At 65.9% G+C, this 21758-nt stretch carries 23 protein-coding genes and 2 pseudogenes; 20 read left to right on the forward strand and 5 right to left on the reverse strand.

Annotation, left to right across the window (positions count from 1 at the left end; all coding sequences use genetic code 11):
- Window positions 1-309 precede the first annotated feature (309 nt).
- From ABDC78_RS29685 to ABDC78_RS29700, 4 genes are read left to right on the forward strand one after another with little or no spacing between them, the layout of a single operon-like run.
- Window positions 310-831 (forward strand): hypothetical protein, encoded by a 522-nt coding sequence (locus ABDC78_RS29685; protein WP_178359817.1) that lies wholly within the window; start codon window positions 310-312, stop codon window positions 829-831.
- Between the two features lie 51 nt (window positions 832-882).
- Entirely contained in the window at window positions 883-3363 is a 2481-nt protein-coding gene (locus ABDC78_RS29690) for a hypothetical protein (protein WP_065143235.1), read from the forward strand.
- A complete protein-coding gene (locus ABDC78_RS29695; protein ID WP_044543349.1) occupies window positions 3360-4256 on the forward strand; it encodes a hypothetical protein in 897 nt (298 codons plus the stop codon). Before ABDC78_RS29690 ends, ABDC78_RS29695 begins: the two co-directional genes overlap by 4 nt.
- A 35-nt stretch (window positions 4257-4291) precedes the next feature.
- On the forward strand, window positions 4292-4441 hold the full coding sequence (locus ABDC78_RS29700) for an antitoxin VbhA family protein (protein WP_231992779.1): 150 nt from the start codon (window positions 4292-4294) through the stop codon (window positions 4439-4441).
- Window positions 4442-4579: 138 nt separating this feature from the next.
- Here ABDC78_RS29700 and ABDC78_RS29705 read toward each other — a convergent pair whose 3' ends face one another.
- A complete protein-coding gene (locus ABDC78_RS29705) occupies window positions 4580-4777 on the reverse strand; it encodes a hypothetical protein (RefSeq protein ID WP_178359819.1) in 198 nt (65 codons plus the stop codon).
- Between ABDC78_RS29705 and ABDC78_RS29710 the strand changes: the two are divergent.
- Window positions 4776-5030 (forward strand): annotated as a pseudogene (locus ABDC78_RS29710) (PaaI family thioesterase); the annotation flags it as partial. The gene ABDC78_RS29705 and the pseudogene ABDC78_RS29710 overlap by 2 nt on opposite strands.
- Before the next feature lie 120 nt (window positions 5031-5150).
- Window positions 5151-5778, forward strand: a pseudogene (locus ABDC78_RS29715) (hypothetical protein).
- 37 nt (window positions 5779-5815) lie between these two features.
- Here the strand turns inward: ABDC78_RS29715 and ABDC78_RS29720 are convergent.
- From ABDC78_RS29720 to ABDC78_RS29735, 4 genes are all read right to left on the reverse strand, one after another.
- Window positions 5816-7192 (reverse strand): HNH endonuclease signature motif containing protein, encoded by a 1377-nt coding sequence (locus tag ABDC78_RS29720; RefSeq protein ID WP_065143236.1) that lies wholly within the window; start codon window positions 7190-7192, stop codon window positions 5816-5818.
- A 151-nt stretch (window positions 7193-7343) separates the two neighbouring features.
- Window positions 7344-7535: a (4Fe-4S)-binding protein gene (locus ABDC78_RS29725; RefSeq protein ID WP_065143237.1), complete on the reverse strand. Its 192-nt coding sequence runs from the start codon at window positions 7533-7535 to the stop codon at window positions 7344-7346.
- Window positions 7532-8737 (reverse strand): cytochrome P450, encoded by a 1206-nt coding sequence (locus ABDC78_RS29730; protein ID WP_065143238.1) that lies wholly within the window; start codon window positions 8735-8737, stop codon window positions 7532-7534. The genes ABDC78_RS29725 and ABDC78_RS29730 overlap by 4 nt, the downstream gene beginning before the upstream one ends.
- 93 nt (window positions 8738-8830) lie before the next feature.
- Window positions 8831-9589, reverse strand: coding sequence for a dihydroxy-acid dehydratase (locus ABDC78_RS29735; protein WP_065143239.1), 759 nt, complete (start codon window positions 9587-9589; stop codon window positions 8831-8833).
- Between the two features lie 56 nt (window positions 9590-9645).
- On the opposite strand from ABDC78_RS29735, the gene ABDC78_RS29740 reads away from it, so the two are divergent.
- The 14 genes from ABDC78_RS29740 to ABDC78_RS29805 all read left to right on the forward strand — a co-directional run bounded on the left by ABDC78_RS29740 (window position 9646) and on the right by ABDC78_RS29805 (window position 21644).
- Window positions 9646-10266, forward strand: coding sequence for a TetR/AcrR family transcriptional regulator (locus ABDC78_RS29740; RefSeq protein WP_155769388.1), 621 nt, complete (start codon window positions 9646-9648; stop codon window positions 10264-10266).
- A 147-nt stretch (window positions 10267-10413) separates the two neighbouring features.
- Window positions 10414-10965, forward strand: coding sequence for a recombinase family protein (locus ABDC78_RS29745; RefSeq protein WP_044543343.1), 552 nt, complete (start codon window positions 10414-10416; stop codon window positions 10963-10965).
- Window positions 10962-11885 carry a restriction endonuclease gene (locus ABDC78_RS29750; protein ID WP_050019250.1) on the forward strand — a complete coding sequence of 308 codons (924 nt, stop codon included), beginning with the start codon at window positions 10962-10964 and terminating at the stop codon, window positions 11883-11885. The genes ABDC78_RS29745 and ABDC78_RS29750 overlap by 4 nt, the downstream gene beginning before the upstream one ends.
- Before the next feature lie 68 nt (window positions 11886-11953).
- Complete coding sequence (locus ABDC78_RS29755) at window positions 11954-12289, forward strand: hypothetical protein (RefSeq protein ID WP_065143241.1); 336 nt, start codon at window positions 11954-11956, stop codon at window positions 12287-12289.
- Between the two features lie 745 nt (window positions 12290-13034).
- Window positions 13035-13841, forward strand: a complete 807-nt coding sequence (locus tag ABDC78_RS29760) for a ParA family protein (protein ID WP_044543345.1) — start codon at window positions 13035-13037, stop codon at window positions 13839-13841.
- Complete coding sequence (locus ABDC78_RS29765) at window positions 13838-14242, forward strand: hypothetical protein (RefSeq protein WP_065143243.1); 405 nt, start codon at window positions 13838-13840, stop codon at window positions 14240-14242. Before ABDC78_RS29760 ends, ABDC78_RS29765 begins: the two co-directional genes overlap by 4 nt.
- Before the next feature lie 250 nt (window positions 14243-14492).
- Window positions 14493-14825 (forward strand): hypothetical protein, encoded by a 333-nt coding sequence (locus ABDC78_RS29770; RefSeq protein WP_044544301.1) that lies wholly within the window; start codon window positions 14493-14495, stop codon window positions 14823-14825.
- Window positions 14826-15074: 249 nt separating this feature from the next.
- A complete protein-coding gene (locus ABDC78_RS29775) occupies window positions 15075-15527 on the forward strand; it encodes a hypothetical protein (protein WP_178359818.1) in 453 nt (150 codons plus the stop codon).
- Window positions 15527-16030, forward strand: a complete 504-nt coding sequence (locus ABDC78_RS29780) for a PaaI family thioesterase (protein WP_044543341.1) — start codon at window positions 15527-15529, stop codon at window positions 16028-16030. Before ABDC78_RS29775 ends, ABDC78_RS29780 begins: the two co-directional genes overlap by 1 nt.
- The gene (locus ABDC78_RS29785) at window positions 16027-16698 is read left to right on the forward strand and encodes a TetR family transcriptional regulator (protein WP_044543340.1); all 672 of its coding nucleotides are present in this window, start codon (window positions 16027-16029) and stop codon (window positions 16696-16698) included. The genes ABDC78_RS29780 and ABDC78_RS29785 overlap by 4 nt, the downstream gene beginning before the upstream one ends.
- Window positions 16699-16777: 79 nt before the next feature.
- On the forward strand, window positions 16778-17206 hold the full coding sequence (locus tag ABDC78_RS29790; protein ID WP_044544298.1) for a DUF6188 family protein: 429 nt from the start codon (window positions 16778-16780) through the stop codon (window positions 17204-17206).
- A gap of 115 nt (window positions 17207-17321) precedes the next feature.
- Window positions 17322-20408, forward strand: coding sequence for an MMPL family transporter (locus ABDC78_RS29795; protein ID WP_172831639.1), 3087 nt, complete (start codon window positions 17322-17324; stop codon window positions 20406-20408).
- 217 nt (window positions 20409-20625) lie between these two features.
- The gene (locus ABDC78_RS29800; protein ID WP_044543338.1) at window positions 20626-21210 is read left to right on the forward strand and encodes a recombinase family protein; all 585 of its coding nucleotides are present in this window, start codon (window positions 20626-20628) and stop codon (window positions 21208-21210) included.
- Window positions 21210-21644 carry a hypothetical protein gene (locus tag ABDC78_RS29805; protein WP_065143231.1) on the forward strand — a complete coding sequence of 145 codons (435 nt, stop codon included), beginning with the start codon at window positions 21210-21212 and terminating at the stop codon, window positions 21642-21644. The genes ABDC78_RS29800 and ABDC78_RS29805 overlap by 1 nt, the downstream gene beginning before the upstream one ends.
- The last annotated feature ends 114 nt before the right edge of the window (window positions 21645-21758 follow it).

Here is a 21758-nt window from a genome sequence, read left to right on the forward strand (position 1 = left end):
GTGCGCTGCGCGGTCACCTTTGCTTGGACGAGCCATATTGCCCACTCTGTCAGTCGAGGGGTTTTGGAAACGCGCGACACGCCGATGCGGACAGATCATGGCCAATCCCGAGCGGCTACGGCCAGGTCCGGGTTGTTCACCCTTGTATGACTGACGCGAAAACAAATCGATCAATAGCAGTCATCACGTGAACGCTTCATTTGAACTTTGTTGTCTGACTTGGGCGTTGGGGGTGTTCGGCGCGTGCTTTTGTCAGTGCGCGCCAATACGCTGGCCCAAAAAGCCAGCGACCTCAGCGAGGGGGAAGACGTGCAGCATCCGCCAGCCGATCTCGGCGGCCCACCGCCCTCGGCCCCGAACCGTCTGGGGCGAGGCGGACTCATCGCCATCGTCGCTGCCACAGCTCTGATCTCCGCCGGGCTGGGAACCGCTATCGGAGCCATGGCCATCAAGTCCTCATCGCCCGATGCCGCCGCGCAGGCTGTTCAGCCCGCAAATGATGCAGGTGCATCAGCCAGCGGCGACACCCACGCCCAGGACGTCGGGCTGTGCACGCGCTACGCCACCATCAACAGCGCGATGCCGAGAAAGGACAAGAACGCGGCCGAACTGCTGCCCGGTGTGGGCGCGTTAGAGACGGCTCTGCATGAGTTCCCCAGCGCGAGTCCCCAGATTCGAGAAGCGGTGGCAGAACTGGTGTCGGTCTACTACGCACGGATGGCCGCGTACGCACCCGTCCGCACGCGTGGGCTGGCTGAACCGCGACCGCACAGCGCAGCAGAGGAGAACGCAGCGAGTGACCGTGTGTGGAAGATTTGTGGTCTCGGCTGAGTCTGTCGTGCATTGTGCGCACAGCCCGAACACCCAACGGAGGCAATAGAAATGCCCGCAGCATCGGGACAGTCAGCCAACAACATCCAGGTCGAGGCGCAGGCGCTCATCGCCGACGGTGCCAACACCGCGGCCGAGGCAGGGGCGGGCGGGGTAGGTGTCAGCGGTGGCGGCGCTGGTGATATTCAGCGTCCGCCGGGTGTGGCCGCCGCGATGGCGATCGGTGAGTTCTGGCCGAGCATCTCCGAGAACGACATTCAGCGTGTGGTCGATGAGCACCGGGCCGCTGAGCAGCGGTTGTCCGACTACGGCGACACGCTCAAACGCAAACGGTCCGAGAGTCCAAACCTCTTGCAGGGGCAGGCCGGCGATGCGCGGGTCGAACGGCTCACCGAGATGATGAATCATGCCTACGCCGTGGCGGATCATCTCGGTTCGAAAGCCGTTACCGGGGAGTCCTACAAGAGCACGGTGGTCGGGCTGAAAACAGACCTAACGCGCATCGGGGATGCCGCTCAAAAGGCTTGGGAGGCAGCACAAACGGCCAAGACACCGTTCTCTGTTGCCCCATACAAAACAGAAGCGGCAACAGCACAGTCCGTCGCACTGGGAGACATCGCCGCGACCCCGCCACCGACCCCTATGCCGGGCGAGGACAGCCCGCGTGACGGAACACAGGCAGGGCCAACAACCACCGAAAACGAATCTGCCGTGGACGAGCCGCGAGAGAAAGCCGACCGCGACTTGGGGTCGGCGGCGGACACGGTAAGCGACGCCAAGGGGGCCGGGGATGAACACCTCCAGGGTGACCAAGCGAGAGTCGCTGACGAAGTGGTCGAGGTGGATCACACAGCCACCGGCAACGAGTTTGCGGACGCACCAGCGCCAGTAGCTGGCGAGGTCGAGCGACCCGTGACGCCCCTGGCCAGTCCCGTCACGTCGCCTACAGCTATACCCCAGATGGGCAATGCGGGCAGCGGGGTGGGCTCGGGCATGGGCGGCGTGGGCTCGGTACGGCCGCCGCAAATGCCGACCGGTTTGAATCCGTTGAGCGGGAGTTCGTTGAAGGATGCGGCGACGGCTCCGGCGTCGTCGATGTCGGAGGCGCTGTCGAGTAATCCGAATTTGTCGAGTGCGGCGAGTAGTTTCCAGTCGGGTTTGGCGTCGGGTATGGGCGCTTCGGGCGCGGTGTCTCCGACACCATCGTTGGAGAAGTTCGCCGGCCCGCATCCTTCTTCGGCGGCGGCGTCGCCCGGTGGTGGGCAGGTTCCGGTGGTTCCTGCTCAGGGAGGGGGCGCGCCGACCCCGGCACCGGCCGCGCCGGGTGCACCGGCCCCGGCCGGCGGCGGCGGTATGGCACCGGTTCCTCCTGGCGGCGGTGGTGGGGGTGGTCTGATGCCGTATGTGCCGCCCGGTGGCGGTGGTGGTGCTCCGGCACCGAGTGCGGCGACGTTGCCGACCTCGGCTCAGCCGCCAGGCACGTCAGCGCCGCCGCAGCAGAGCGCTGGTGGGCCGCCGGTTGTGGCGTCGAGTTCTGGGTCTGGTGCGGCGGCTGGTGCTGTGGCGGCGGGCGAGCCGCTGCCGAGTGCGGAGCTGGTGTTGGCGCGGCGGATTCTCGATGGTCTGGTGCGCGGTACCGAAGTGCGGAAGGAGTTGCTGAACGGCGGCTGGGTGGAGTGGGCGGTGTCGGTGCTGGCGTTGCCGACCGGTCAGGTGGTGGCGATCGCCTCGACGGTTGGCGACGGTGCCTATGTGCCGCCCGGTGTGGTGATCCCGGCCTCGGCGACGTTGGCGGTCTATGACCACGCACTGCCGATCGACTGGGCGCACCGGTTCGTCGGGGTCCGTGCTGCGGCGAAGCTGCTGGCGGCGCACGCCGAGGAGCTGGCGCGGGTGACCGATGTTCGGCCGCGCGCGCTGGTGAGCTCGGAGCTGGGGGTGCAACAGCCACGGGAGTGGGTGGGCGAGTTTGAGGCGGTGCGTGACGCCGATATCCGCCGATCGCCGGGTGAGGCGCCAACGGCTGGTGGTGGCTACCGGCATCGCTTGGAGGCGGTGGCACCGGATATCTGGGCCAAGACGCAGCTGGTGCTGGGTGAGGCGATGTGGCGGCGGGTGGCCGAGGCGGTCGCGCAGACGGTGCTGGACGAGGCCAAGGCTGTGGAGGCGGATCGACCGCCGATGACCCCGCCGCTGGTGGACCCCTACGACCGGCGTGAGGTGGTGGAGCGGCTGGGCGCGGGCCAGCCTGTCGACTGGGATGCCCACCATAAGCACGTCGCGGAGCGCGGCGTGCTGCACCCGGATGGGGTGCTGGACGCCGACGAGTCTGATGTGTCCGAGGCCCAGCGCGGGTTCTACCGGCACTTTTACCGGTCAGCGCTGATCGTTGAAATGTTGGGATGCTGGCGGGACCAGCCGGTGTCGTTGCCCGATGTCGCCTACTGCGGCTGGGCCGCCGGGTTCGGGCATGCCGTCGACGGAGCGTTAAACCAGGCCCTCGCGGTGCTCGAACCGGGGCAGCGCCGATGAGCAGCCTGAAGGAGTGGGCCTGGCACAAAACCGGGCGGGCGGTGTTGTGGGCGCTGCTGGAAGCTGCCCGTGACGGCGAACTCGAAGAGGACTGGCGGGTGATGTGGGCGGACCGGACCGCTGCGGCGCTGCGGGTAGCCCGCGCAGGCGACCCGGACTGGTGGCGGGGCGATGCGGCGCGCCATATCCGGGCGGTGTCGCCGGGGCAGGGTTGGCCCCGGGTGGGTCCGGTGATACCTCGCCCGGCTCCAATACCAGTGGAGATACCTCGCCTGGGTCCGGGGCTGCCCGGCTTTGACGTAATCGCTGTGCGGCGAACGGCGGCCGCGGCTGCGGCTACCGCCGAGCCGGTGGGGCCGAGCCAGGAGGCAGGCGAAAAGGTGCTGTTGGCACTGCGTGACCTGGCCGACAACGACGCCGAGGCCTGGTGGGCGTGGGAACCAGCCCGCGCGGGGGAGGTGAGTGCAGGCCAGGCGCTGCGGGCTTGGTGGTGTGCGGCGCTGGAGGTGGTCGGCGTCGAGGAGGCCGAGGAGCTTGTGCAGAGCAGAGAGCGTGCAGAGCGGATGCTCCAGCAGCGCGAGGGCCACGGCGATATCGCCGTGCTCCAGGGGATGAAGGTGTGGACCCGCCAGGCGGACGGTGTCCGCGAGTTGGCGCAGCAGCGCCGCGACCTGATCACCGAAAGCGCCACCGCGGCGGCCACAACATTGCACCGGGCGACATTGCAGCGGGCGACACCTGGGGTCGGGCCGGTGCTCAGCGATTGGGTGGCGGAGGCGACCGCCCGCGCCCGCCAATGGCGAGACAGAGACGCGGCGGATGTGCATCTGGCGGAGCTGACTGACCCGGCCTACCGCGAAAGGCTGGAGCGGATACCGGAGTACTGGAGTTGAACACGCCCAGGCGTTCGCCCACCCAGGGCGAGGCGGTGTCCGTCGCTGTGGCGGCGAGCGGGCTGGCCGGCCACGAGGTTTCGCCGGGCGCGCGTGATCTCCTCGATCGAATCGAGCGCGGCGTGCTGACCTACGACGAGGCCGTTGCCGAGGTCATCGCGGAGTTCGGGCAACCCGCCCGGTGACCCCGGCGCAGTGTGGGTATCAGGGCAGCGCAGTGTGGGCTATCATAGGTGGTGCCTGTTGCGTTGAGCTTCAGGAAGTGAGCCCGAGACCCGGCCGGACGACCGTGGCGCTCGGGCTTCGCGATTTTTGGGGCCTGGTCACACGTCGCGGGTGACCGTGACGGCGGGGTTGATGAGCTTGCGCCAGTGCCCGCCTTTGGCCCAGCACCAGGCGATGGCGTCGGGGATGGCCAGCAGCGCGTCAGCGTGGGGGCGTTTGTGCTCGTAGTGCAGGGTGTCGCGGCAGCCGGCGGCTCGGGTGTATTCGATGAGTTTCTGGTTGTCGAACTTCACCATGGTGCCGCTGCTGTTCGATTCGGTGTTCGGCATGGTGATCCACGCCGCGGGCCGGCCGATCAGCCGCACCGCCTTCCTGCACGTCGACTACCGCAAGGTCACGCCCATCGACACCACGCTGACCGCGCGCGGCTGGATCCGGGAGACCGACGGCCGTAAGGCGTTCGTCAACGCCGAGCTGCGCGACCCCGACGGCAATGTGCTCGCCGAGGCCAACGGGTTGATGGTGCGTCTGCTCGCCGGCCAGCCCTGACGGGTCGGCGCCGAGACTGCAGGCAGTGCGGCGTTTTACCCTGAAATCCCGCACCCCGCGCAGTTTCGGCGGCACCATGATCACGTGACCACCGAACGTCCCGAGCGCGATGTGCGCCGGCTGTCCACCCCACGCGCGGCTGGCCTGGCCGGGCGTGTTGTTCGCCGTGCTGTTCGGCGTCGCGATCGCGCTGATCCACACCGCGCTTCCCGAAGGCGCCCAGCCGGGCGCGCAGTGGGTGGAGGGTTCGGAGGGCAAGGTGCGCGCGGCGGCGGTGCTGATGCCGTTCGCCGGCATCTGCTTCCTGTGGTTCATCGGAGTGGTGCGCGACGGATTGGGCAGGTTCGAGGACAAGTTCTTCGCCTCGGTCTTCCTGGGCAGTGGGCTGCTGTTCCTCGCGATGATCTTCGTGTCGTCTGCCGTGGGGGTGGCGTTGGTGGCCAGCCGCGGCGCCGACTACGGAGCCGATGTGCACGTGTTCGGTCAGGCACTGCTGATCGCGCTGTCGAAGACCTACGCCCTGCGAATGGCAGCGGTGTTCATGATGTCGCTGGCCACCATCTGGCTCAAGACCGGCCTGGTGTCGCGGGGGCTGGTGATCTTCACCTACGTGGTGGCGCTGACGCTGTTGGTGGCCAGTGACGTGACGGTGTGGCTGACGCTGGCGTTCCCGGTCTGGGTGCTGATCGTCAGCGTGCTCGCGCTGAGCAAGGCCGGGCTGATCGACCTGCACCGCGACGGCGACTGATTCCCGCTGTCGGCGAGCAGGTTTGGGTCTTGTCCGCCTACGGATCGTCGTGGTCGATGATCCGTTCGGGGTGGTGGAGGTTGTTGGTGCGGGACTGGCCGCAGTCCAGCTCGGGGGGCGGAATCCATTCGGTGACGCCGTCTGTGGGGCGGTTCCTTGTGGTCCAGCCGGCGGTCTCCACCATGCGATTGTTCGGCCCGCACGCCAACGTCAGGTCCTCGATGTCGGTGCGCCCGCCGTCCTTCCAGTCTTGGTTGGCGTGATGCACCTGGGAGCGGTAGGCACTCGCGCTGCAGCCGGGCATGGTGCAGCCGCGGTGTTTGGCCAGCAGCATCAGCCGCTGAGCCAGGGTGGCGGTCCGGCGGGCCCGGCCCAGGTGCAGGGGCAGGCCCTTGCCGTCGAACAGCGCCAGCCACGGGCGGGAGTGGGCGGCGAACTTGAGCACGTCGGCGATCGGCAGCCTCGTGCCGCCGGCGGTCAGGCCGTGGCCGGTGCCCTTCTCCAGATCAGTCAGACTCACCGTGATCACGACATTCGCGGGCAGGCCGTTGATGGTCCCCGTCGGCTGCGTGGTGAGCATGCGTTTGCACAGGGCCAGCAGCGCGTCGTGGTTGCGTTTGCCCGTGGTGCGGGTGTCGTTGCGTATCTGCTCGTCGGTGGGTTCGCCGTCGAGGCAGGGGTGCTCGTCAGCGGGGTTGCACATCCCCGGGGCGGCGTTGCGCTCCATCAACGGCTCTAAGGTGGCCCACGCCTCCGGAGTCAGGAGTCCTTCGAAGGGCCGCATCCCATCGGGGCGTTGCTTGCCGACCCGGATATAAGCCAGGGCTTGGCGGTCCTCATCGGAGAGCTCGCCGTCCTGGTTCAGCAGGTAGAGCATGTGCGCGGCGGCGGTGCGGAACTCGGCGGGTCCGAGTTCGCAGGCATGCTGGGCCAACTGGACTTCGGCGTTCTCCCGGGTCTGAAAATCCACGAACCCGGGCAGCTCACGAAAGAACCACCGCACATGCTTGATGCGCTCGGCGCCGATCAACCCCTGGGCCTGACCACGCGCGAACGTGGGCATGGAGGGCGCCAGCGGTTCACCGGTCAGCGAGGTCCGCGGCCCCAACAACGCCGCCTCGTCCAACCGCCGACGCGCCTCCGAGCTGGAGATCCGCAGCCGCTGCGACAGCACTGCCGAGTAATTCTTGGCGCCCAGGGATATCGGTGAGCTCTGGGAGGTGATCCGCTGATACACCCGATGATCGAGGACCGGCTGCGCGCGGGCGATAGCTTCAAGACGCTGCTGCACATCCAACAACTCGACATCGGTGAACGCGTCGATCGACAGGCGATTCATCTGCGCGGTCAGGGTTTCGATCTGCGCCAGGGCAGCCAGCATCGCCTCCCGGTCTGCGACGGCTGAGCTACCCATGCCTCGAACATACGTGCGACCACCGACAAAAATCCGCGCCATGTGACGTCAGATGCCCAAGTGACACAGGGTTTTTGGTACTTCATCGAGACTGCAACCAGCGTGACTGTCACTCGCACTTTGTCACGGTGGGTGCAGTGTCAACGCCCGTTCACTCGACGATGTTCAGCGCTCCGGAGGGGCAGAGCTGCACGGCTTTTCGCGCGTTGTCCTGCTCGGCTGGGGGCACATCCTCGACCAGCAGCACCACGATCCCGTCGTCGTCCTGGTCGAAGACCGCCTCGCTGTTCATCACACAGACCCCGGCGCCGATGCAGACGTCGCGGTCGGCGCGCACCCTCACCAGGCCACCTGCAGCGACTGCAGCCCGTAGATGAAGTGGAAGGACCGGAAGGCCACGTCGTCGAAGGATTCGTCGAGGCGCAGGGTCGGAAAGCGTTGCAACAGAGCCGGAAACGCGATCTTCATCTCCATCCGGGCCAGCGGTGCGCCCAGGCAGTGATGGACACCGTGGCCGAACGCCAGATGTCCCATGGCGCCGCGGCGGACGTCGAATACCTCCGGGTTGTCGATGAAGCTCGGGTCGCGGTTGCCCGACGGTAGTGAGACGACCACCAGCTGGTGCGCGGGAATCTGCACCCCGGCGATCTCCACGTCGTTGGTGGTGATGCGGGGGATGCCCGAATGCACGATCGACAGCCAGCGCAGCAGCTCCTCCACCGCCGGGCCCACGGCATCGGGGTCGTTGCGCACCAGGGCCAGCTGATCCGGGTGCTGCAGCAACGCCAGGGTGCCGAGGCCGAGCATGTTGGAGGTGGTCTCGTGACCGGCCACCAGTAGCAGGCTGCAGATGCCCACCAGCTCGTCGTCGGTGAGCTCGGATCCATGCTCGCGCACCAGCATTCCGAGCATATCGTCACCGGGTGAGCGACGTGCGCCGGCCACCAGCGCCTGCATGTAGGCACGCCCGGCGCGCTGCAGCTCGAAGCGTTCCTCGATCGGGATCGACAGGTCGAGCTGGCGGCTGGTGCGGTGCTGGAAATCGTCGCGGTCGTCATACGGCACGCCCAGCAACTCGCAGATCACCAGTGACGGGATGGGCAATGCGAAGTCGGTGACGAGATCACTTGGTGGACCGGCCTTTTCCATGGCGTCCAGATGCTGGGTCACGATCTCGGTGATCCGTGGCTCCAGGCGCTTCATCCGGCGGCCGGTGAACTCGCCGGTGAGCATGCGGCGCAACCGGGTGTGCCTGGGTGGGTCCAGGCCCAGCAGGTTGCCGGACTGGGCGGCGCGTTGTTCTTCCTCGGACACCTCGGGTGCCCCGGGTACGACGAACCCTGGCGGGCGCTCATTGGAGAACCGCTCCGGATCGGAGAGCACCGTCTTGATGTCGTCGTGGCGGGTCACCAGGTACACCGGCATGCCGAAAGCGTTGATGACGGTGCGCACCCCCTCGGTCTCGCGGATCTCGCCGAGGGTGGGGATGGGGTCGAAGTCGACACGCTGCATGTGCAGCGGAGGTGAGGCAGGTGCCTGGGTCATGGTGTCGACGGTACACGCGAGGCTGTTGGGTCCGCGTTGGGAAAGCGTCGATCAGGCCGTTGACCAGGGCGGGATCGCCAAGAAGCCGCTAACTCACCAGCCCCCCACCCAGCCGTCGAAAATGGCGTCCGGCTCGTTTTCGGGCTGCTCGGAGCGGCCGACCAGAAAGTCGAAATCGCACCCCCGGTCGGCCTGCAGGACACGGTCGACGTACATGGCCGCGTAGCCACGACGCTGTCGATGGCGCGGGGGTGGCGCCTGGCGGGTGGCCAGTTCGTCGTCGGGAACCAGTAGGTCCAGCGTGCCGGCGTGGGCGTTCAGCGCGATGATGTCGCCGTCGCGGACCAGGCCCAGCGGACCGCCCGCGGCCGACTCGGGGCTGACGTGCAGAACACACGTGCCGTAGGCGGTTCCGCTCATCCGGGCATCGGAGATCCGCACCATGTCGGTGACGCCCTGGCGCAGCAGCTTGCTGGGGATGGGCAGCTGGCCCCACTCAGGCATGCCGGGGGCACCGCGCGGGCCGGCATTACGCAGCACCAGCACGGAATCCGCGGTGACGTCCAGGTCGGGGTCGTCGAAGCGGGCCATCATGTCGCGCATGTCGTCGAACACCACGGCGGGCCCCTGGTGCACCAGCAGGGCAGGGGTGGCCGCGCTGCACTTGATCACTGCGCCGGTGGGCGCCAGGTTGCCGCGCACCACGGCCAGGCCCTGCGGCGGCTGGAACGGGGCATCGATGGTGGCGATGACGTCTGCGGCGGTGGAGATGCCGGAGGGCAGGTTGTCGGCGACGGTCTTGCCGCTGACGGTCAGCGCGTCTGTGTGCAGCAGGGTCTCGATGGACTTCATCACCGCGGGGATGCCGCCGGCGTGGGAGCCAATCAGCGCTACCCCCCGATGACGACATCGACCCGCGAAGAATCCGCTCACGCAACCGGCTACTGGATGCTGCCGCAACACTTCTCAGCACAGGAGGGGTCGAAGCCGTCACCATCGATGCGGTCACCAAAGCCTCCAAGGTGGCCCGCACCACGCTGTATCGGCATTTCCAGAGTTCATCGCATCTGCTTGCAGCCACATTCGAGCGACTCCTTCCGCAGGTGACCACACCGGCGCCGACCAGCGGATCCCTGCGCGATCAACTCATCGAATTACTCAGCCGCCAAGCCACCCTGTTCAACGACGCTCCGCTGCACGTCACCACCCTGGCATGGCTTTCGCTCGGACCTACCGGCGCCAAAGACGACACCGACGACCGCCACGCATCCAGAGCACTGCGAGCCCGTGTCGTCGACCAATACCGACAACCATTCGACGCGCTACTGCACAGCGATGAAGCCCGAACCGAAATCAACGACTTCGACCTCGAACTGGCACTGTGCCAACTCGTCGGCCCACTCGCCTTCGCCCGCATGACCGGAATTCGCACCATCACCCACCACGACTGCGCGGACATCGTCGACGACTTCCTCGCCGCCCACCGCCGCCGAACTGCCAACCCTTCAGGCGTAGAGGAAGTGGTCTGACAGCCCAAAAAGACGACCGAAAAATAGGCACCTTGCGCGGACCCACGGTGACCAGCGTGAACACCGTGTCGGTGTGTCCCAGAAATCTGTCCCACTACGGCTCTAACGTGGACAGGGTTAAAAACACACCTGGAAAGGCGCGCATCGATGGCACTGCTGGGATACGCCCGCGTCTCCACGCTGCACCAGTCACCAGAGATGCAGATCGCAGCCCTCAGAGAGGCTGGTGCAGAACGTATCTGGATAGACCAGATGTCGGGAACCCGCGACGACCGACCTGAGTTGGCCAGCCTCCTGGATTACGTCCGCCGCGGCGATGTCCTCATGGTGTGGCGGCTGGACCGCCTCGGCCGTTCCCTACCCCACCTGCTCGCCGTCGCCACGGACCTGCACGACCGCGGCGTCGAACTGCGTTCCCTCACCGAATCGGTGGACACCACCACTGCGGGCGGGCGGCTGATCTTTCACGTCTTCGGCGCTGTCGCAGAGTTCGAACGAGCCATCGCAGCCGAACGCACCGCGGCAGGGGTAGCCACCGCCCGTGCCGCCGGCCGCCACCCCGGCCGCCCCGGTCTGAGCACCGACACCATCGCCGCCGCCCACGCGCTCGACAAAGCAGGCACTCCCCGAGCTCAGATCGCCCGCACCCTGGGCATATCCCGATCCAGCGTCTACCGATGCCTGGAACTAGCACGATGACCACACCGCGTCCCCTGTCGACGGCCATCCGCAACGAAGTGCTCGCTGCGTGCCGAACCGCCCTGCACTACCGCGGCGACCTGAAATCGCTCATGCTCGGCGCCGGTGTCCCCGCCGCGGTCTACAACCGCTATGACCACCTGGAAAACACCAAGGTCAAGATTGCCCGCAGCATCCTTGACGAGCTGCAAGAACTAGGACCCAACGGGTGGGCAGTCCAACGCCGCATCGTCACCGAACTGTGCGGCATGCAACGACCCGCCAACGGTGTCGAAGACCTCACCGCTGGCCGCAATGCTCTCGATGCGCTGCGCCGAACCGCCGCCCACGAAGGCGTCATCGTCGACACCGAACAGGCCGCCAGAAATGACCGGGCCACACGAGCCGCCAAGCGCCAACAGCACATCACCGAGCAACAGCAGACCCTAGACCGTCTCCGGACTGAGTTCGCCACCCTGGCCCGCAGCAAGCCGAGCACAAACGCCGAACGCCAAGCACGCGGCTACCAGCTTGAAAAGCTCCTCGCCGACCTCTTCCGAGCCAACGAACTGGAATACACCGGATCGACCCGGCAGCCCCACGAGCAGGTCGACGGATCCTTCCACTTCCGCGGCTTCACCTATCTCGTTGAAGCACGCTGGCGCAACCAGCCACCCGACAAAGAAGACCTTGCCGGATTCAAACTGAAGGTCGACGGCAAGCTCGAAAGCACTCGCGGACTGTTCATCTCCATGGCCGGCTTCGACGAGGAAGTGTTGCAGTACTTCGCCAACGTCAGCGGAAAACGCAACGTCATCTACATGACCGGCCAGGACCTCGCGATCATCTTCGAAGGAAACATCGCACTCGAAGACGCCCTCCTCCGCAAGATCGACGCCGCAGAAAAGCACGGCCGCTACCTGATCAACCTGCTGGAGTGACCGCCGCTGTACCCGCTCGGTTCGTAGGCCGCGTACTACGACGAGGCCCCCTTATCTATCCTGAGGGCGTGACGAGTGAGGACGGTGACACCGGGCCGAAGCGCACTCCCCCGCGCCGCTTCGGCCAACTGCCCGACCTCGCTATCACGGATGACTTCGATGAGCCGCTACTACCGGACGAAATTGAAGCTTGGGAAACGCCCGACGACCCAGCCTCCCCAGCGGACAGCGGTGCACTCAAAGAAGAGTGGCCCATCGACGACCTCGACGACTGGCCCTTTGACGACCCGTCCATCGACGTGGCAGCCCTACATAAGTCGCTGCTGGAGTCGGAGGCCGACCTCGCGGCCGGCCGTACGTTCAGCGAGGAAGACATCCGTGCTCGCTACGGTTTACCGCGCTGAGACACCAACTGACGATCTTCCCCGGCCGACACAGGATGTGGTCACTGGTGCTACACCCGCTGCGGGTCGCCGGGCTCTGTCACGGCGCTCCACCCAGCACGACGTTCATCAGCACTAGGACGTTCAGCACGCCGAGCAGGATCGATAGCCCGCCCGCCACGTCGTACAGGGTCAAGGCCTGGGACCTGTGATCAGCGCACCGTCGCAGGAAACCATGTCGGGGCTGCTCGCAGCGGCGGCTCCCATCGTTGATCCAGGCCCGGCACTTGCTCAACAGCTCCCCGCCGATCACGAATGGTGCCGCCAGCAGAAGCGTCCCTAGCGCAATCCCCCACGCGGTGAGCGTCGTTCCATCCCACCAATGCAGGACAAGCATCCACGCCAGTAGGTCGATACCGCTGCCACCAGCCCCCACGTGCGGAGCCCAATCGACAGTTCGCCCCGCGCTGCCCGCGCGGCCAGCGTCACTCGGAGCGCTCGGAGCCACGCGGGGTGTTGGCGGCGCCGCGCTCCAGCCGTAGCTCCCTCTGGTGGCATATGGGCATACCGTGCCGGGGCGATGCCGTCCTACGCGGCATCGCGAGTCGTACTGGCACATCCGTATATCCCCAACCCGGCCCGGCCCCCACCATTCAGGGGCAAGTATCAGCCCAAGCACTGACATAGCCCTATCAGCATCACATGTTTTCTTACATGTAAGTCTGCATGTAGACATGTTTGTATGTAAGTTAGTATGCTTCCTGTCATGACTGTTTCCGCAGATAAGCAGTGCGAAATTCTGGCCGTGGCGCTGCAAAAGGGCGGTGTCGGCAAGACCACCACCACCATCAACCTCGGCGCCAACCTCGCCGCGATGGGTCACCGCGTTCTCGTGATTGACATGGATCAGCAAGCGCACAGCACCAAGGGGCTGGGAATCGAGCTCGACGCCGAGGACGCGTCGATGTACGAGGTCCTGCACCCGGACAGGACGATGCGCGTCCCGCTAGCCAAGGTCATCGTGGCGAGCCAATTCGGTATCGACGTCGCCCCCGGCCATCTCGCGCTCAAAGAGCTCGAGCGAACAGGACTCGGGTCCGGGGGCCAATTGCGGTTAGCACGTCAACTCGACGACATCGAGGGCTACGACTTCGTGCTGCTGGACTGCCCGCCGGCACTGGGGGAGTTGACCACCGCAGCGCTGGCGGCCGCCGACTACGTTTTGGCCGTCCTCAAAGCCGGCCCCGACGAAGTCGACGGCCTGGTGGAACTGGGCAACTCAATCCTCGATGTTCAGGAGACCCTGAACCCTGACGTGGAAATCCGGTACGTACTGCTGGCCGATTTCGACGGCAATCCGAAAGCCAGCAAGGACGTGCGCAGGCAGCTACGCGCCGACTGGGGGGAATGGGCTGACGGCGGGGCCTACCTGGGCGAGATTCCACACACGGTCCGGGTGGTGGAGGCCAAAGGCAAACGTGTACCGGTCAACGTGCACGCCCCAACCTGCACCGCAGCAGTGGCCTACCGCGAAGTCGCGCAGCGCATCGCCGCAAGGCGGCAAGCCGCATGAACGCCGCAGCGAAACCCACCGGATTGCAGGTCGGCTCCACAAGGCCGCTGTCGCGTGCAGAGCGACGAGCACAAGCCGCACGGGTCACAGCCGACGAAACCCCCGACGCGCCCGAAACATCAACCGAGCACGAACTACCAAGCAGCGAAACTCCGCCAGCCCCCGTGGTCACCCCACCCGGCGAGACCCCGACCCAGCCGGCCGAAGCGCCGCGACTCAAAGCCCGTCAACGGAAGGTGAAAAGCCCGTTCGCCACACAGCTACACGCGGGAACTCTCGCCCGGCTCGAATGGATCAAGGCCCGCGGGTACGTCATCACCGACACTGTCGACGACGCCATCAACAGCTACCTCGACGACGCCGGAATCCCCAGGCCAGACCACAACGACCGCATGCCTTGAGAGCCGCACGTGCCCTCCTTCCTCGCCGCCAATTGTGGTGAACGTGGTGGTGGGGGCTGTCAAGGCCGTGACGCCCCTGCGCGGTCGACCACGGTCGAGCCATGACAGCCCCCCCCCCCACGCACCGCGTTCGACCCCGGTCGAGCCTTGACCGCCCCCACCACCACGCACCAACAGCGGCCACTACGAGGAAGGACATCCAAGCGAAGGAGCTCAGCAGATGTCAGCAGGGAGTCATACCGTGGAAATCATGAACGCGAACACGCCGCCGGCCGCCCCGCCGCCGCAGCCGGGTTCCGTTGAGCACTGGGCAGCATGGCTAGACAGATACGGCGACGATTACGCCACCGACGACGAACGCCGCGCCGCCTACCAGGACTTCACGACCAACCTCGCCGAGATGCAAGCCGTCTTTTCACAGCCGGAGGACATGCACGTGGCTGGCTATCTCGAAGCTCAGGAGCGGGTGGCCAGCGGCGACGCAGACGGTCCCGACGACGCCGAGGTATGGGTTCCGGTCGATCTCAACAGCTTCGCCCGCGCGGATTGGCTCGAAGGCTTCCGCTCCCACTTCGAGCCATAAAATCCCTGCTCATCCCCGAAAATGCCCGCTTGATCACCGGCGTCTGCATGCACGCTCGTTAACGTCTCCGGGCATGTGCATCGACACGTTCAATCGCTCGCGTGGACGCCGGTCATCCAGCGGAACCTGCCAACCGGCCAGGGTCGCGCCGAGAATCGGTGTGAAGGTACAACCGCCGCTCCACGACCGGCCCACCGCCGTCACACAAATCAGCCGCGCGAGGCCGCTCCCGGACGACCGGAGCATGTCGTGACCGCTCGCCACATCTACGTCGACGAAACCAAGCAACGCGACTATCTGCTCGTGGCCAGCGTCCACGTCACGACGGAGCTGGCCGCACTGCGTCAGCTGATACGAGGCCTGCTCCTTCCCGGACAACGCTACCTGCACATGAAGGACGAAAAAGACGGCCGCAAACGCACCATCGCCCAGGCCCTTGTCGACGCCGGCGTACAAGCCACCATCTACCGCGCTGGCGCCCACCACCGCAACGAACGCCAACGCCGCTCAGCGTGCCTACGCGCCCTCATCGAAGACCACGCCAACGCCCGCGACGCACACATCGTGCTCGACGAGGACGAAACTGCTGTCGTTCACAGGTTCACCTCGGCATTGAATTTCGGGCGATGTCGTGAACGACAGTCTAGCCGTTGTGGTACTAAGAGTATCGCAGCGAAACCAATAGTACTGGGAGCGGTTTAGTGCCTGAAAGCGCGGCGCCGTCGGAACGGCTGCCTTCTCACACCCCGACGTGCATGGGGTGCGGCCCGGACAATCCGCACGGGCTGGGGCTGGTGGTCTATCGCAGCGCCGACGTGGTGTATGCCGATGTGACCTTCGATGAGCGCCACATCGGGGCCCCTGGCTTAGCCCATGGTGGGGCGGTGGCGGCGGCGTGCGATGACGTGCTGGGCTTCACGCTGTGGATCGCCGGCACACCGGCGGTGACGCGCGCTCTGACGGTGGAGTATCTGCAGCCGGTGCCACTGCACCAGCCTCACCGCATCACCGCGCATATCACCGGCCGTGAGGGGCGGGCGCTTCATGTCGCGGCGGCAGGGGTCCAGGAAGGCGTTACTCGGTTTACCGCGAATGCGGTGTTCGTCGTGGTCGACACCGCGCATTTCGCCGCTCACGGCGACATCAGTGGATTTGGTGAGCTTCTCGAACAGTTCTCGCGCCGCGGCGGCGACCAAGCATCATGACCGCCGCCAGCGCGCGGGTTAGCAGCGAAACGGTACAGGCTCAGGGGGTTTCGGCTGGCGACCAGGGCCACACAGCTGGCGGGCTGCGTTCACGCGCCTCCGCACGTCGCCGGGAAGCGATTATGGATGCCGCGCTCGCTGTTGCTGCCACCGGCGGCTACGACGCGGTCCACATGCGGACAGTTGCCGAGCGGGTCGGTATCGCTGTGGGCACGCTCTACCGATACTTTCCAGCCAAAACCCATCTGCTGGTGGCGGCGCTGATCCGAGAGTTTCAGCGCCTCGATGTATCCGGGGACTGGGCCACCGGCGCCTCCACGCCGCAGCAGCGACTGGACCGGCTCACCGAGCACCTGCACGATCGCTGGCAGCGTGACCCGCTGTTGACCGACGCGATGACACGCGCCTTCGTCATGGCTGACACCCGCGCCGCCGCTGAACTCGACCGCGCCGCCGCGGCGATCGAAACCCTGTTGGCCCGCACCCTCGCCGGCGGTGAACCCACCCCGGCCGATCTGCGCCTCGCCGGAATCGTCGCCGATATCTGGCTGGCCAATCTCGTGGCCTTCATCAGCGACCGGGTGTCAGCGGCCGAAACCCGAGACCGCATCGATCGGGCCACCCGACGAGTCGTCCACCAGGCGAATGCGGGCAGCATTACACCGTAACGATACTTTCAGTATCGCAGCGATACCATTGGTAGTACTATTCGGGGTGCGGCTCACCGATGCGCCGAAGGAGACGGCCATGTACACCCAATGGATCGAAGACTGTGTCGTACAACGCGTCTCTGTGCGTGACGGCCTGGTTCTGGACCTCGATGACTACAACGAAATCGTCATCTCGCGCCCCCTGATACTGACCCTGCCCGCTGTCGACCGATTTCCGGTCGAGGCCGTCCTCATCGACCCTTTGCGAATCTCGGTGTACGAGCGCCCCTTGCTCAATTTGGCTGGCGCGGTGTGCACCCAGGCCTGGTCCGACGACGAGGGAGGACTGCACCTGAGCTTTTCACGTGGACACCGCATCGACGTCGATCCCGACGCTGAGGAGACCGCGTGGGAGCTGTACGGCAAACGTCACGGCTACATGGCGTGCCTGCCCCACGGTCGGGTGCGCGTGGTGCGCCACGACGTGCCCGAGGACGACAACGCCAACATCGTCAACCCGCGGTAGGCCGCTTTTTCGGGCGAGCTGGTGTCCGACGCACCGGCGCCGCCTTTGTGCTACATGCTGTAGCGTAGCGATACCGACAGTATCGTTGACTCATGGAGGTTCGGTGACCGACGGCATGACCGATTCCCCCGGCCCCGCCTCGCAAACTCAGCGCCGCGGTAACGACTCTCGCGACCCGGCGGACAACCGCGAGTACAGCGCCCGGCTGGCAGCCCTGGGTCGGTTCACCCTCCGCCACAAAGCACTGGTCATCGGGGCCTGGCTGGGCACGGCCGTGGTGTTGGCGTTGCTGTTTCCGCAATTGGAAACCGTGGTACGCCAGCAGTCGGTGGACCTCATTCCCCGCGATGCGCCCTCCCTGCAGACGGTGGAACGCATGAGCACCGCCTTCGGCGAAGAAGGGTCGAAAACCCTGCTCTTTGTGGCCATGGAAGACCCCAACGGTCTGACACCGGCAGCACGGCAGCGCTACGACGAACTCGTCGCCCGGTTGCAGGCCGAGCACGACCACGTTCTGCTGGTTCAAGACCTGCTGGCCGATCCGGTCACCGAAGCGCAGGCCCTCAGCCCCGACCGCAACGCCTGGTACCTGCCGGTAGGGGTGACCGGCACACTGGGAGACCCCACCGCCGCCGAGTCGGTGAAGGCGGTGCGCAGCATCGCCGCAGAAGTATTCGCCGGATCAACGGTCACCGCGCAGGTGACCGGACCGCCAGCGACGTTCAGCGACATGATCGCCTCCGCCGAGCACGATCTGCTGCTGATCTCGATCGCTACCGTCGGCATCATCGCCCTGATCCTGCTGATCGTCTATCGGTCGGTGTTCACCGCGTTGCTCCCGCTGCTGGTGATCGGGCTGAGCCTGGCCGTCGGACGCGGTGTGCTCTCCGCGCTCGGGGAGATGGGTATGCCCGTCTCACAGTTCACCGTGGCATTCATGACCGCGATCCTGCTCGGCGCTGGCACCGACTACACCGTCTTCCTGATCAGCCGCTACCACGAACAGCGCCGCGCGCAGGTACCCCCCGACCAAGCCATCATCCACGCCACCGCCAGCATCGGACGCGTCATCCTCGCCTCCGCCGCGACCGTTGCCTTCGCCTTCCTGGCCATGGTCTTTGCCCGACTCAGCGTCTTCGCCGCCCTCGGCCCGGCGTGCGCCATCGCCGTCCTGTTCGGTTTCCTGGCCACCGTCACCCTGCTCCCGCCAGTACTGGCGATCGCCGCCAAACGCGGCATCGGGGAACCCAAATCCGATCGCACCCGCCGCTACTGGAACTCGGTGGCCGTGGCCGTGGTTCGTCGCCCCGTGCCGCTGCTGATCGTCAGCCTCGTCATCCTGCTCGCACTGTCCGCGGTCGCAGCAACCATCAAAATCAGCTACGACGACCGCAAAGGTCAACCAGCCAGCACCGCAAGCAACCAGGGCTACCAGCTGCTGGACCGACACTTCCGCAAAGACATCGTCATCACCCAATTCCTCGTCGTCGAAAACCCCACCGACATGCGCACCGGCAAAGGACTCGCCGACCTCGACGAAATGGCCTCCCGCGTCTCCCAAGTCAGCGGTGTCACCAAGGTTTCCGGAGTCACCCGCCCTACCGGGGAACGCCTCGACCAAGCGGAACTGGCCTGGCAAAACGGCCAGATCGGAGACAAAATGGCCGGCGCAGTCGCCGAGGGCAACGCCCGCAAAGGCGACCTCGCCAAACTCACCGACGGCGCCGATCAACTCGCCGGCGGGCTAGCCCAACTCGACACCACCGTGCGCACCGCCCTGACCCCCCTCGCCGTAATCCTCGGCCAAGCACAATCCGCCGGCACCCAGATCAACCAGTTCCGACCACTACTGCAACAACTTTCGGCCACCGCCCCTACCGCCGATCAAGCCATCCAAGCTGGCCCCGGCCTGCGACCGCTGGCCGAACAAGCAGCGAACGCGATCACCATGCTCGACCCGCTCGTCGGCGCCCTCAACACCTCGCCATGGTGTGCGACCACACCGCAATGCGCCCAGATCCGCGACCAAGTACGAATCCTGACCACCCTGCGTGACGGCGGATTCTTCGACCAGATCGCCGCCCTCGGCGACCGCTACAACCCCGCCACCAATGCCACCGTCACCGGCACCCTCACCAACGTCCAAAACGCGGTCGCCACCCTGGACAAAGCGTTCGGCGCCCTCGGCAACCCCGACGACCTGGCCGCCAACCTTCGCCGCCTCCAGGACGGAATCGGCCAACTCGCCTCCGGCGCCCAAGCGCTCGCGACCGGTGTGCGCACCCTCGCCGACAGCAACATCGAAATGCTCTCCGGCATGAGCCAAATCGCGACCCAACTGCAAAACTCTGCACGCGCAGCCAAGGACTCCGACTCATCGAGCGGGTTCTACCTGCCCACCAACGCCTTCGAGAACAGGCAATTCACCGACGTCGCCAAACAGTTCCTCTCACCCGACGGCAAGACCGCGCGCTTCATGATCGAAACCAGCTACGACCCCTACAGCGTCGAAGCCATGGACCTCGCCAACCAGATCACCCACACCGCCAGCACCGCACGACCCAACACCTCACTGGCAGAAGCCACCGTCTCCGTCGCCGGCTTCCCCGCCGTCAACTCCGACATCCAACGATTCCTCTGGGCAGACTTCGCACAGTTGGCCATCGCCACCACCCTCATCGTCGGACTCATCCTGGTCCTGCTGCTGCGCGCGCTCCTGGCACCGCTCTACCTGCTAGGCACAGTCCTGCTCAATTACCTGGCCTCCCTCGGCATCGGCGTCCTGGTCTTCCAATGGGGATTCGGCCAGGAAATCGCCTGGCCCGTACCGCTATTGGCGTTCATCATTCTCGTTGCCGTCGGCGCCGACTACAACATGCTGCTCGTCTCACGCCTGCGCGAAGAATCCGGCCGAAACATCCGTGTCGGCGTCCTGCGCACCGTCGCAAACACCGGCGCCGTCATCACCTCAGCAGGTCTAATCTTCGCCGCCAGCATGTTCGGCCTCATGGTCGGCTCCGTCGCCATCATGATCCAAGCCGGCCTCATCATCGGCGCCGGACTGCTACTCGACACCTTCGTCGTACGCACCCTCACCGTGCCCGCCATCGCCACACTCCTACGCGAAGCCAGCTGGTGGCCCCAGCGACCCACACGACAACAACCAGCCCTACCTTCGAACCCAGCCGAAGCACACCCATGACAAGAATTCGTTGCCATTCTCGCCCTACTGATCAGCGAGCCTGAGCCCTTCACGTCCCACGCCGCGCATCCGTTGCGTGTCCCATTTCTAAAGAAGTGAGACGGCCCCACATGGCCCGCGTTGTGGTCACATCGCGCCAGGTCGCGGTGTCTCATTTCTTGTCTCACACGGCGTGTCTCAGATCCTCGATGTCAGAGGACAATGAGACGGTAGCGGTGTGACAGCGATTCTCGGATACGCGCGGGTCAGCACCTTGGGCCAGGACCTCGATGCACAGCTCGCCGCGCTTACCGCCCAGGGCGTCGAATCCGGCCAAATCTTTACCGACAAGCTGTCGGGTGCGGTGAACACCGTTCGGCCGGGCCTGGCGGCCCTGCTGCATTACGCCCGCGAGGGCGACACTGTGGTGGTCACCGCCATCGATCGACTGGGCCGATCCGTCGCGGAAGTAACCCGCACCATCGCGGATCTGAGTGAGCGCCGAATTCTGTTACGCGCCTTACGTGAAGGTGTGGACACCGGCACACCAACAGGCCGTGCGGTGGCCACCATCATGGCGACGCTGGCCGAGCTTGAACTCGAACTCGGCCGTGAGCGTCGCGCTGCCTCGCGCGACTCCCGGCGAGCCCGCCAACTGCCGGCTACCAAGCCGGCCAAATTGACCCCCGAACGACAAGAACAGCTGCGCCGCCTCGCCGGGACGGGCGAACCCGTACACGAACTTGCCCAAGCGTTCGGGGTGAGCCGGGCGACGGCCTACCGCTACCTGGCCAAACTCAGTTCTCAGTCAGGAATCGCGTGATGGCCGCCGAGGATTTGCATCCCTCCACTCACCTGCGGGCCGCAGCGTGGGTCCCCGATGACGTCGAAGATCGGCCGTGGGAGGAAGCCGTCGCCCTGGCCGCCGACTGGATTTGGGAACGCAGTCGCGAGGAGGAGCTAGCGCCGCTGCTGGTGAGCAACGCGCAAAACGCGGCGACCTTTGGTTATGCCGACCTCGACGAGATCATCCGAGCGGGGGGTCACGCCACACCCCAGAGCCGTAGCCGACCCGATCGCGGTCCGGTTCTGGCGTTCGTGCCAGACGAACGGTCGTTGCACTTCGCGATGGGCTTGGCTCGGGGCTATTCGCTTGCTGTCGTCGAGGGCTCCACGCCCTTAGCCGAATGGGCTGCTGGCGCGGCCGCGATCAACCTGCTGACCGGGCAGGTCACTACGTCCCCAAGTCGACGATGATGTCCGCAAAGACCTTGATTCCGTCATTTTCTACGGCGGTCGTAACGGCTGGACAGGGGCAGATGAAAAGGCGCAAGTGCGGCGGTTTCTAAGCGATCACATCAGCGGCGGTCG

This window comes from Mycobacterium sp. DL, assembly GCF_039729195.1.
GTDB lineage: Bacteria > Actinomycetota > Actinomycetes > Mycobacteriales > Mycobacteriaceae > Mycobacterium > Mycobacterium hippocampi_A.